Raw genomic sequence first — 10,851 nt, 5'->3', positions numbered from 1 at the left:
CGTTTTTTGATCTTTTCACGCTCGGTGATGATCCTGTACTTCCGCCCGAAGTAGACATCGGCGGGTGTCACGTTGTCGAGAGCTTCGTGGTAGCGCTCGTTGTTGTAGTACGCGACGAAGTCGCGCAGGGCCTCCTTCAGTTCCCCTGGAAAATAGTAGTGCTCCAGCTTGACCACGTTCTTCATTGTCCGGTGCCAACGTTCGATCTTGCCCTGAGTTTGAGGATGGTATGGAGCACCGCGGGTGTGCGTCATCTTCCGCTCGTCCAGGTAGTCGCGGAGCTCTCCCGAGAGATACGCTGGACCGTAGTACATCACGAATGAGCCATGACTGGTCGCACTTTCGTAGGCTTGAAGTGCACACCTCAACCCTGACTCCGGAGGACCAGCCATGACCACGATTCGATGTACCACGGATCAAGCAACCTGGGTAGGTATCGATATCGCCAAGAAATTCAACGATGTCCTGATCGAGCAACCGGGGCGTCGGAGGCAGCACTTCAAAGTTGCGAACCAGCTCGAGGACTACCGCCGCTTTGCGAAGTTTCTCGGTGATCTTGACGAGCGACCTGTCATCGGATTTGAGGCCACGGGCAACTATCACCGGCCCCTTGCTTTCTTTTTGGCTGAGAAGGGATTTTCGCTGCGCCTGATCTCGTCAGTTGCGGCAGCACGAACGAGAGAAGCTCTCTACAACTCATGGGACAAGAACGACCCGAAGGATGCCCAGGTCATTGTCCATATGCTGAAGACCGGTGTGACGCAGCTTTACCACGACCCGCTCGTCCAGGGAATAAACGAGCTCCAGGAACTTTCGAAGACTCACTTCCAAATATCACTGCACAAGGTTCGGGTTCAACACAGCATTCTTACGCACTACCTCCCCCTGTACTTGCCGGAGGCCGAGAAGTACATGAAGAGCAAGCGCGCGCAGTGGTTTACCCATCTGATCGAGCGCTACCCGTGCCAGGCCGCTGTGACGAAATTCTCTCAGAAGGAATTCATCGACGACGCGTGGACCTACGTTGGACGCAAGGTCAACAAGACGGCCTTCCTCGAAGACTTCTACGCAACGGCCTCCCAGAGCATCGGGTTGCCGGTTTCAGAGGATTCTGAGGCAATTCGAATGTTTCGGATCGTACTTCGGGAACACCAGCGGCTCTGCGAAATTCGCGCGGATATCGAGAAAGAGGCGGAGTCCTTTCTTGCGAACAACGCAGACTACGCCCGCTTGAAGACTCTACCCGGTGTAGGACCCATCGTCGCGCTCACGATCCTGGCCGAAGCTGGCGACCTTCGGCGATTCTCCCACCATCGTCAATTCCTCAAGTTCTGCGGCCTCGATCTCTCATCGCAACAATCTGGACAATTCAGGGGGAAGAAGAAGCTCTCAAAGCGCGGGAATCGTCGATTACGATATGTCTTCTGGTTGGCGGCCACAGTGGCGATACGGATGCGCGAGAACAGCTTCCGAGACAAGTACGCGCGCTACGTCGCGTCCGACCCAACGAACGCGGATCTCAAGCGCAAAGCATTTACCGCGGTGGCAGCCAAGATGGCGCGCGTCGCACATGGCATGATCAAACACGAAACGAACTATCGCCCTTTCTACGAAAGGGCGGTTCCAGGCGGAACAATCCCTGCGCAGGGCCGTTGAGGCGATACTGACCTCGTAGATAATGCTTGGATCTTCCGCCTGGAACTCAGATTGTTTTAAGTACAGTGGAGACCACTCGCTGTGGATCTCGTGTCACTATGGTCAGTCGAGATTTCGTTTTACGGTGGAAGTCGCTTGGCGAATGCATTTTGGAAGAACAGGCGTCGGACACTATTCGGCCGGACGGGAGAGAACTATGCAAACAAAGGGGTTGACTCCGTACTTAGTACGTTGTCGCTCAGCAGTCGCGGACGATGCTTGATTCGCACTCGGTCCACACCGGTGATCGCGAGGGCCCGGTCGAGGGTCTCGGTGACATCGGTCGCGCCCATCGTTGGCGTCAGCTTCCACGCAACGATGTAGCGCGAGAAGTCGTCGAGTACGGTTGACAGGTAGTACCAACCCCAGCCGATGATCCGGAAGTACGTGAAGTCCGTCTGCCACATCTCATGCACCCGTGTCGTTGGGTGCTGGAAGCGATCCGAGGCGCGCATCAGAATGTAGGCCGGGCTCGTGATCAGATCGGCGTTCTTCAAGATCCGCTAGACACTCGATTCGGACACGAAGTAGCGTTTCTCGTCGGTGTAGTGGCAGGCGAGTTCCCGTGGCGAGAGGTCAGTCCGTGCAAGCGCAAGCTCGAGCACATCGTCCCGCACAGGTGTTGGAATCGCGTTCCAACGGGGCCTGGGGGCAGGCTTCTTGTCGTGCAGCCCATCGAAGCCCAACGACATGTAGCGTTCATACCAGCCATAAAACGTGCTGCTGGGCACTCCCAGCTGCCGCAGCGTCACTTGCACGGGCAGGTCCGTCCCCTCGACCAGGGGCGGATGATCTCCATCTTCTCGGAGGCCGTGCGTCTCACGTAAAATCCTCCTCGCCATCACTTCATGAAGAGCGCGTCAGACTTTTTTTGAGTACCCGGTTCTTCAGAGTGATCTCGGCCACCACCTCCTTGAGCTCTCGGTTCTCCGCGCGCAGATCCTTGACTTCATCGCTGGTCGCTTCGCGAACCGTGTCCCCCGCCAACTGCTTCTTGCCCGCCTCCAAGAAGTCCTTGCGCAAGCGGTAGTACAAGTTCGAGGCGATGCCCTCCCGGCGGCACAGCTCAGAAATGCTCTGCTCGCCACGAAGACCCTCGAGTACGATGCGGATCTTCTCTTCGGGGGAAAACTTGCGGCGGGTGCGGCGACGGATCTCGCGCACTGCGGCTTCAGTGGATTGCTTTCGTTCCTTGCTCATGTCGAGACTCTCCTTGGGGTTCCAGGCCCCGGGAAGTGTCTCTTAGCTCAGACCGCCTAAATCTCCGAATCTTGCTGACGGGCTACAGTCTGCTGGGAGCGACAGGAACACAACGAACCAGACCACAAGCACAGCCGCGAGGCACAGCAAACCGATTCCCATAACGCGCCAGTGTGAGTGTTTCGAGCCACCCGATTTGATGAACACATTGAAACTTTGGCCTTGTAGCCATCGCGCGATCATAAAGAGAACCACAGCAGGGAAGCCTTGTATAAAGGAATTGTTGCCTCCTGGTGTAGCCACGAATGGCGCCAAGGCGAACAACATGATGGTTGCGACTAGACCCAAGGCAAGGGTAGGGGCGCGCTTTTCCGGTGAGCCGAATAGTGAAAAATTGGAGGCTAGCAGGATGCAGCCTGCAACCGGAGAGCCCAACAAGGTTGCGCCACTGATCTGCCCTGGCGAGTACGCCTTCAGAGGTCGAGATTGAACTCCAATGGGCGTCGGGTCAAGCCCAGGATTCGCCTGCTCCATTCGCGTCGCTACCTAACAGATCGGCGCTCAGTTGCCGACCCCGGTTGGTGTTGCAGAGACAGCATACCACTGAGAAGGCCCGGCGCGCAGAGCAGAGTCTCGCTATCCCCCTTGCTAGTCGCTGACTACCTTGTTTCCCGTCAGCAGAACTCGGACTTTCAGACGCCCTAATCTAAGAGGCACTTTACGGGGCCAGGAACCCCAAGGAGAGTCTCGACATGAGCAAGGAACGGAAGCAATCCACTGAAGCCGCAGTGCGAGAGATCCGACGGAAGACACGTAGGAAGTTTGCTCCGGAAGAAAAGATTCGGATCGTGCTCGAGGGGCCCCGAGGCGAGCAGAGCATCTCGGAGCCCCGAAGACAGGGGTGGCTCTCTCGTTTCAGGTTTGACATAAGCTGGTTATCGGCAATTTCTTCAAATTCGCGGCTTAATTTTACTATTCTCCTCCACGCGGGCTTGCTGATGGTCCCCCGACTCCTTCTTCAGATACAAGACGATCCTCGGCAATAAACTTCGTGCTCGACATCCGAAGTAACAAAAAGCTGAGGCGACCATCGCTTGCAACATTCTGAATCGGATGATTGCCCTCGGCAGGCCAGTGTCCTGCGCCATCAGCAGCGAATAGAGAACGCGGAAGCGGGGAATCGCTGCCGCGTTTCGATCTATGCACCAGCGCCGTGCATCGGCGTCGAGAATCTGCTGAGAATGGCGGCATGACAACAACGGATGGGCGAAGCACCCGCCTAGCAAGAATAGCTAGCAGACGCACCCAGCGAAGCTAGAATGCGTAACTGCATGGAGCGCCCATATGCACTTGGGCACCGACGACAGGAGACTGCCGCATGTCCCGCTCCTGTAAGATCATCGCCTCCGGGCGGGTGAAGGACGCCGAGCGCCAGGGTAAGGCCGTCCCCGAAAAGGATTTGAGGCAACTCCTCGACTCCCTCGCGACGAGCGAGGAGCGATACCGCACCCTCGTCGAATGCTCGCCCTACTGCATCCACGAGATCGACGCCAGCGGTCGCATCTGTTCCATGAACCCCGCCGGCCTGCTCATGGCGAATTTCGAGAGCGAGAGCCAGGCTATCGGGCTCGACTACCTGGAGTTCGTGAGTGAGCCCGACGCCAATCGCATCACCACACTGATGAGCGAGGCTTATCTCGGAGAGAGTTCGGAGTTTGAGTTCTGCTCGCGGGACGGCAGCTTCTATCAGTCCACGTTCGTTCCCATCCGGGACCAGGACGAGAAGGTCGTCCGCTTGATGGGTATCAGTATGAACATCACAGAGCGCAAGCGGGAAGAGAAGGAGCGCTTGCGCCTGGTGGAAGCTCTGAGAGAGAAGGAGGCGCAGAAGGCAGACAGCCTGAGAGTGATGGCGGGGGCCATCGCCCACAACTTCAATAACGAGTTGACGGCGCTTTGCGGTCACTTGGAACTGGCCCAAGTGCAGCTGGCCGCCGGGTCTCCCGGCGCGGAGTTCCTAAGCGAAGCGATGAAGTCGGCGGAACGTTTCGCCGAATGGAGCGGGCTCCTGCTCGTCTACGTGGGTGGCGCGATCCGCACCTTCGAGTCGGTCGAGGTCAATGACCTCCTGGACAGCTGCCGCGAAAGTTTGTTGGCGCAGACTCGCGGCCACGGCACTTTCGGCATGCGGCTGCCGGACGAGAGCGTCACCATCCATGGGAATCGCAGTCAGCTCGGGCAGCTGCTGGTGGCGCTCGTCACCAACGCCGTAGAAGCGATCGACTGCTCCGACCACGCGCAGGGAGAGGACGCGGGGCAGGTCGAGCTCGTCGCCCGAGTCTGCGAGGTTCAGCCTGGCGACCTGGCCGGCACGAGCGAGCCGGAAGCTCGACCGGGCCGTTACGTGCGAATCTCGATCTCCGACGATGGCTGCGGGATCGGGAGCGAGTGCCTCGAGAAGCTCTTCGACCCCTTCTACACGACCAAGTTCGTCGGACGCGGTCTGGGCCTGCCGGTTGCGCTGGGGATCGTGCGCGGACACGGTGGCGCGATCGGCGTGACGAGTGTGATCGGCGAAGGCACGACGGTAGACGTCTATTTTCCGGTCGAGCGCGGGATCTGACTATTCATCGCGGTGCAGGCCAAAAACGGGTACCTGTGCATCGTCATCAAGCCAAATCCAGCCTAGGCAGCCCTTCGGAGTTCGCGCGAGTAGCGATGATGCAGCCCTCCGACCCGCGAAATCGCGACGACCTCACCCATTTCTCGGGGTTCGATCGGTCGTACGTCGACTACCACGCGGACCGAACCCATCTCGGACTTGAAAAGGACACTCCTGCAAAACGGACTGTCGAATCGCGCGAAAACGGGAAGGTCGTCTCGATTCCTCGCGTGGGTGGGCTGCACCATCGGTATTCGCGAGAGCTGCAAAGGGCTGCCTAGAAGGGGTTTGGCTCAAAGACGAGGGACCGGAACCACAGTCGCTCTTGCGTATCAGCTAGCACACGATTCTTGCATTGTGTGTCGTTCTTGCTTAGCCTCGAGTACCTGATTGACGCTATATTCGGTCATGAGCGTCGACATTCGAATGAGCTGAGTCCCTCCTCGCGCTAGGTGCACATTCCAGGCGGGAGGTCAGGTTGGAGGATCGGACACCACAGGTTCCCTGATCGCCCAATACGCGTTGGGGAGCGGAGGAGAAACCAACGCCATTCAAACGCATTTCTCTACCCAAAACTAGAAACGAGTTTCTGCTCGAGTCGCTTTATGCGGGGATCTTCAGTGGCTCGGCGGTAGCGATCTTGTTCTTGATGGTCGACACCATGGACGGTCGACCCCTCTACACGCCGACACTCTTCGGAAGTGTGCTCTTCTTCGGAATCGACGCAGAAGATGTGAAGGTCCGCTTCGACGCCATCGCACTCTTCAGCATCCTACACATTGCTGTCTTCACGGCCCTCGGCGCCGGAATTTCGTTGTTGGTTCACGAGTTCGAGCTACACGCAAAACGCCCCGTTTTGATGCTCCTGCTGCTGTTTGCGGCCATCGAGGCGACCTTCTTCGTGGTAGCTCCACTGGCCCTGCCCGGCGTGATCGAGAGTTTGGGCATCGTCCGCGTCGGTGTCGCGAACCTGATGGCGGCCAGTGCGTTGACGGCCTTCTTCGTGATTACCCACCATTCAAAGACCCGAGGGATGTTCAAGCACGTTACCGCCGATTTCATCTTCGACACTTTCTACTCCGCCGCAGTAGGCGGCACAGCCGTCGCCATGTTCTTCTTCGTGGTCGATATCGTGGACGGCCATCCCTTCTTTACGCCGGCGCTGATCGGCCACGTGCTGTTCCTCGGCGCCTCACCGGATTCCGTGATCAACCCCAAGATGACGAGCGAAATCATCTACATCATCCCACTACACTTCATCTCGTCGCTCGCGATGGGTTATGTCGTTACCTGGATGGTTCACGCCATCGAGTTGCGCGCGCGGCATCCTGTGGAGGTGCTGCTGGCCCTCTTTGTAATCGTCGAAGTGAGCTTCTTGCTCGTGGTGCCACTGCTGGTGCCCGGCGTGATCGAGAGGTTGGGAGTCGTCCGGGTCTTGTGCGCGAACCTGTTCGGCGCGGCTTCGATGACGTACTTCTATGTGTGGTCTCACACCGAGGTACCGGGCGAGGTAGTCGCGCAGGTTCCAGCCGCGACTGCTCCAATTGATCCCGCCGAGTCCGAGGTGCCACAGAGGGCCACGAATCCCTCTTGAACGCGTCGGAATCCCCCGGCCTGCACGGCGAGTAGCTCGGGGGATTAGCCGTTTCTGTGTTGCGGAAGGATTGCGCGCGAATCACCGCTTCGCAGGGCGCTCTCCAGGCGGTCGATGTCGACGGGCTTGGTCAGGCAGGCGGTCGCTCCAAGTTCAATGGCTCTTTGGGCAGTTTCACCGCTGTGGTAGCCGTCGAGGGCTGCGATGACGGTCGATGGAGAGCGATCCTTGAATATGCTGATCACGTCGAGGCCGCTTTCGGGGTGTAGCCAGAGATCGATCACGGCGTAGCGATAGCTGAGGTGGGACTTCTGCTCGACGGCTTCCAATCCGTCGAGACACTCCACGCGGTAACCGCGATCTTGAAACTCCAGGGCCAGGGTGTCTGCAAATCGTTGGTCATACTCTACGATGAGGAGTGTCTCCTCTCTGTGGATCACCACGCTTCGGACACCGGTGGGCGCGGCGCCGGGCTAGGAGCTGACACGAGGTTCTGAAGCCCAGGCTGCGCTCGTTTGTTCGACACTTCTGCCCGCTTCGTCGAGCTCGGCTGACCTCCGGATCCAAAAGAGCAGCAGCGAAGCGAGCAACAGCAGGACCGTGCCCACCACCCCGAGCAGGACCAGCACCCCTGCCTGGACCCCCTTGGTCATCGGGGAGTTCGGGTCTCCGTAGCAGACCGAGCAGGCCATCGCGGATTGCGCGCTCGAGATTGCGAAGAAGCAAATCAGGAGCGTCGATACGATCTTCGCGGTTCCGTTCTGGCTCATAAGTAGCTCTCGTTCTTCAGCTTGCGCAGAAACCAGTTCCCGTACCACACGAGCAGACCGCTCCCGAGAAAAGATCCCACGCCGAGGCCCAAGTGAACCCAGTTCCCGGTTTGACTGAAGTCACGAGTCCCCCAGACCCCGAAACCAATACAGAGCCACGTCGATACGACGATGAAGAATATGTGGAAGGCTTTTAGAGACATTGGTTTCGTCCGTAAGTCGAGCTACAGAAAACTACGCTACAGCGGCCACAACGGGCCGGTTCCAGTCTCCGTCGCGAGGGGCACGAGCATCAGGGTGATGAAAAAGGCGGCACAGAGGGCCAGGAGGTAGTAAATCACCTTTTCCTCTGAGACGAGATGCATGAAGTAGGCCGCCACCAGGCTCGCTTTCACTGAGGCCACGGCGATCGCGACCGCGATCGCATAACTCGTCGGTAGATCCAGATAGGAGATCGCGACCGTGACGACCGTCAGAACACCCAGGGCAGCAAATACCATCAGGTACACCTTGACGTGTTGCTTCACATGTTCGGCATCGGACTCGCTCATGGTGAACTCCTACAGTAGATACAATACGGGAAAGAGGAAGATCCAGACCAGATCCACGAAGTGCCAGTAGAGTCCGGAAATCTCGATACGGCCCTCATAGCGCACGCGCTCGGTCTTCCACAACTCCGCGCCGTACACCAGTAGCCACAGATTGACCAACACCCCGAGGAAGATATGCAGCGCGTGCAACCCGGTCAGGGTGAAGTACAGGCCATAGAATATGGACGGGTCGGTGGCCTCCGGCCACCCGACAGCGGGGTAGATGTGGTGGTCGAACTTGGCACCGTACTCGAATGCCTTGACCACCAGGAAGACCACCCCCAGGACGATCGTGGCAAGCAGGTAGCGTTTGAATGCGTCGAACTTGTCCATCTTGAGCGAAGCCCAGGACATGACCATCGTGACACTCGAGGTGATGAGGATCAGGGTATTCATGGTGCCAATGGGCACATTCAAGCCGGCCTCGATGCCCCGTGGCCAGTACTCGGCGGCCGTACCCACGCGCAGCAGCACGTAGGACGAGAACAGCGAGCCGAACAACATGATCTCGGAAGCCAGAAAGATCCAGATTCCAAGCTTTCCGCTGGTGACGCCGGTGAGGGGATGCGGTTCCGCCCGGTAGGGAATGACGATGGTGTCCGACACGAAGTCTATGCCTCTTGTTTGATGAACTGCGGGGAGAAGTCGCGCTCCGCGCCGGGTACAGAGTATTCATACGGCCCACTGTAGGCCACGACCGTTTCGGGGAAGTTTCCATGGGGCGGCGGGGTAGGCGTTGCCCATTCGAGAGTCGTCGCCTGCCAGGGATTGTCTTCCGCCATCTCCTGCTTTCGCATGCTCCAGAAGAAGTTGATGATGAACGGGACTTGAGCCAGGGCGAGGCCCCAGGCTGACCAGGATGTCATGATGGTCAGGCCGTGAGCCGCCTCTCCCGTAACGTAGATCGTCGGATCGAAGAGCCGACGACTCACTCCCGCCATGCCCTCGAACATCATCGGCATGAAGATGCCATTCATGAAGAGGAAGGAGAACCAGAAGTGGATCTTCCCCAGGGCTTCATTCATCTGTCGGCCGGTGATCTTTGGCCACCAGTGATAGATGCCCGCGAACAACGCAAAGATGGTCCCGGGGGCGACCACGTAGTGGAAGTGCCCAATCACGTAGTAGGTATCGTGCAGGAAGGCGTCCGGGGCGGCCAAACCAAGGGGCAGCCCGGTGAGCCCGCCGATCCCGAACATAGGCAGGAAAGCCAGCGCGAAGAGCATGGGGACGGGGAATCGGATCGAGGCACCCCATAGACTGATGACCAAGCAGGTGAGGATGATCACCGAGGGGATCGAGATGATCATCGTGGTGATCTGAAAGAAGGTACTCATCGTGGTTCCCATGCCGGTCATGTACATGTGGTGGGCCCACACACCGAAGGACAGGAAACCGAGGAAGAGCAGCGAGTACACCATTGGCCTGTAGCCCCACAGAGGCTTGCGGGTATTGACCGCGATTACCTCCGCCACGATTCCCATGCCGGGCAGGATCAGCACGTACACCTCGGGATGGGCCAAGAACCAGAACAAGTGCTGCCAGAGCAAGGGGCTGCCACCTCCGACCGCGGCGATCTGTTCGCCACCGACCACCAGCCCGCTGGGCATGAAGAAACTAGTGCCGGCGAGTCGGTCCATCAGCTGCATGACGCTCGCAGCCTGGAGGGCGGGAAACGCCAGCACCAGGAGGAACGCCGTCACGAGCTGGGACCACACGAAGAAAGGCAGGCGAAAGAAAGTGAGGCCCTCCGCACGCAGGTGAATGATCGTCACGATGAAGTTGATCCCGCCCAGCAGCGACGACGCAATCAGGAACATCATGCCAAAAAGCCAGAACGTCTGTCCTGTCGTCGCGATCACTGCAAGCGGGGCGTACGACGTCCATCCCGAACTGGCCGCGCCGCCCGGCAGGAAGAAGCTCACGAGCATGATCACACCGCCGATCACGAACGCCTGGTAGCTCGCCATGTTCAGCCTGGGAAAGGCCATGTCCGGCGCACCGATCTGGAGCGGGACGAAGTAGTTTCCAAATGCCCCCACGGCGAGAGGCACGATGCCCATGAAGACCATGATCGTGCCGTGCATGGCGCCGAGCTGATTGTAGAAATTGGGCAGCATGGCCCCGCGATCCGTGCGCGTTTCCCCGAGCAATCCTCCAATCAGCGGAATCGGTTCTCCTGGATAGGCGAGCTGCCAGCGCATCATCATCATCAAGCAAAAGCCAAAGAACAAGAACACCAGGGCGGTGATTCCATACTGGATCCCGATTATCTTGTGGTCCGTAGAGAACACGTACTTGCGCAAGAACCCCATTTCGGCGTGTGCTTCGCTCATTCTC

At 58.5% G+C, this 10,851-nt stretch carries 13 protein-coding genes and 1 pseudogene; 4 read left to right on the top strand and 10 right to left on the bottom strand.

Annotation, left to right across the window (positions count from 1 at the left end):
- The coding region (locus IH881_15370) for a transposase (protein MCH7869074.1) at positions 1-368 on the bottom strand (368 nt) is incomplete at its 3' end.
- A 22-nt stretch (positions 369-390) separates the two neighbouring features.
- Here IH881_15370 and IH881_15365 point away from each other — a divergent pair.
- Positions 391-1,656: an IS110 family transposase gene (locus tag IH881_15365; GenBank protein MCH7869073.1), complete on the top strand. Its 1,266-nt coding sequence runs from the start codon at positions 391-393 to the stop codon at positions 1,654-1,656.
- Positions 1,657-1,850: 194 nt separating this feature from the next.
- On the opposite strand, the gene IH881_15360 is transcribed toward IH881_15365, so the two are convergent.
- From IH881_15360 to IH881_15350, 3 genes are read right to left on the bottom strand one after another with little or no spacing between them, the layout of a single operon-like run.
- Entirely contained in the window at positions 1,851-2,192 is a 342-nt protein-coding gene (locus tag IH881_15360; protein MCH7869072.1) for a transposase family protein, read from the bottom strand.
- Between the two features lie 6 nt (positions 2,193-2,198).
- Complete coding sequence (locus IH881_15355; protein ID MCH7869071.1) at positions 2,199-2,537, bottom strand: helix-turn-helix domain-containing protein; 339 nt, start codon at positions 2,535-2,537, stop codon at positions 2,199-2,201.
- A gap of 4 nt (positions 2,538-2,541) precedes the next feature.
- The gene (locus IH881_15350) at positions 2,542-2,895 is read right to left on the bottom strand and encodes a transposase (GenBank protein ID MCH7869070.1); all 354 of its coding nucleotides are present in this window, start codon (positions 2,893-2,895) and stop codon (positions 2,542-2,544) included.
- Positions 2,896-3,647: 752 nt separating this feature from the next.
- On the opposite strand from IH881_15350, the pseudogene IH881_15345 reads away from it, so the two are divergent.
- The 3 genes and pseudogenes from IH881_15345 to IH881_15335 all read left to right on the top strand — a co-directional run bounded on the left by IH881_15345 (position 3,648) and on the right by IH881_15335 (position 7,151).
- Positions 3,648-3,797: pseudogene (locus tag IH881_15345) on the top strand (IS3 family transposase).
- A 476-nt stretch (positions 3,798-4,273) separates the two neighbouring features.
- Positions 4,274-5,518, top strand: a complete 1,245-nt coding sequence (locus IH881_15340) for a PAS domain S-box protein (GenBank protein MCH7869069.1) — start codon at positions 4,274-4,276, stop codon at positions 5,516-5,518.
- A gap of 688 nt (positions 5,519-6,206) precedes the next feature.
- The gene (locus tag IH881_15335; protein MCH7869068.1) at positions 6,207-7,151 is read left to right on the top strand and encodes a hypothetical protein; all 945 of its coding nucleotides are present in this window, start codon (positions 6,207-6,209) and stop codon (positions 7,149-7,151) included.
- Between the two features lie 44 nt (positions 7,152-7,195).
- On the opposite strand, the gene IH881_15330 is transcribed toward IH881_15335, so the two are convergent.
- From IH881_15330 to IH881_15305, 6 genes are read right to left on the bottom strand one after another with little or no spacing between them, the layout of a single operon-like run.
- The gene (locus IH881_15330; GenBank protein MCH7869067.1) at positions 7,196-7,591 is read right to left on the bottom strand and encodes a response regulator; all 396 of its coding nucleotides are present in this window, start codon (positions 7,589-7,591) and stop codon (positions 7,196-7,198) included.
- Positions 7,592-7,624: 33 nt separating this feature from the next.
- On the bottom strand, positions 7,625-7,921 hold the full coding sequence (locus IH881_15325) for a hypothetical protein (GenBank protein ID MCH7869066.1): 297 nt from the start codon (positions 7,919-7,921) through the stop codon (positions 7,625-7,627).
- On the bottom strand, positions 7,918-8,124 hold the full coding sequence (locus IH881_15320; GenBank protein ID MCH7869065.1) for a hypothetical protein: 207 nt from the start codon (positions 8,122-8,124) through the stop codon (positions 7,918-7,920). Before IH881_15320 ends, IH881_15325 begins: the two co-directional genes overlap by 4 nt.
- Positions 8,125-8,160: 36 nt before the next feature.
- Positions 8,161-8,472, bottom strand: coding sequence for a cytochrome C oxidase subunit IV family protein (locus tag IH881_15315; protein ID MCH7869064.1), 312 nt, complete (start codon positions 8,470-8,472; stop codon positions 8,161-8,163).
- A 9-nt stretch (positions 8,473-8,481) separates the two neighbouring features.
- On the bottom strand, positions 8,482-9,105 hold the full coding sequence (locus IH881_15310; protein MCH7869063.1) for a cytochrome c oxidase subunit 3: 624 nt from the start codon (positions 9,103-9,105) through the stop codon (positions 8,482-8,484).
- Between the two features lie 17 nt (positions 9,106-9,122).
- A complete protein-coding gene (locus tag IH881_15305; protein MCH7869062.1) occupies positions 9,123-10,847 on the bottom strand; it encodes a cbb3-type cytochrome c oxidase subunit I in 1,725 nt (574 codons plus the stop codon).
- Between the last annotated feature and the right edge of the window lie 4 nt (positions 10,848-10,851).

The sequence above is a fragment of the Myxococcales bacterium genome (genome assembly GCA_022563535.1).
In the GTDB taxonomy this organism is placed as follows: Bacteria; Myxococcota_A; UBA9160; order UBA9160; family UBA4427; genus DUBZ01.
This window is presented reverse-complemented; position numbering and strand designations above follow the sequence as displayed.

Bases quoted from the DNA above. Each gene is read 5' to 3' on its own strand.
- IH881_15365 (MCH7869073.1), top strand. From the start codon at position 391: ATGACCACGATTCGATGTACCACGGATCAAGCAACCTGGGTAGGTATC.
- IH881_15355 (MCH7869071.1), bottom strand. From the start codon at position 2,537: ATGGCGAGGAGGATTTTACGTGAGACGCACGGCCTCCGAGAAGATGGA.
- IH881_15350 (MCH7869070.1), bottom strand. From the start codon at position 2,895: ATGAGCAAGGAACGAAAGCAATCCACTGAAGCCGCAGTGCGCGAGATC.
- IH881_15340 (MCH7869069.1), top strand. From the start codon at position 4,274: ATGTCCCGCTCCTGTAAGATCATCGCCTCCGGGCGGGTGAAGGACGCC.
- IH881_15335 (MCH7869068.1), top strand. From the start codon at position 6,207: ATGGTCGACACCATGGACGGTCGACCCCTCTACACGCCGACACTCTTC.
- IH881_15325 (MCH7869066.1), bottom strand. From the start codon at position 7,921: ATGAGCCAGAACGGAACCGCGAAGATCGTATCGACGCTCCTGATTTGC.
- IH881_15320 (MCH7869065.1), bottom strand. From the start codon at position 8,124: ATGTCTCTAAAAGCCTTCCACATATTCTTCATCGTCGTATCGACGTGG.
- IH881_15315 (MCH7869064.1), bottom strand. From the start codon at position 8,472: ATGAGCGAGTCCGATGCCGAACATGTGAAGCAACACGTCAAGGTGTAC.
- IH881_15305 (MCH7869062.1), bottom strand. From the start codon at position 10,847: ATGAGCGAAGCACACGCCGAAATGGGGTTCTTGCGCAAGTACGTGTTC.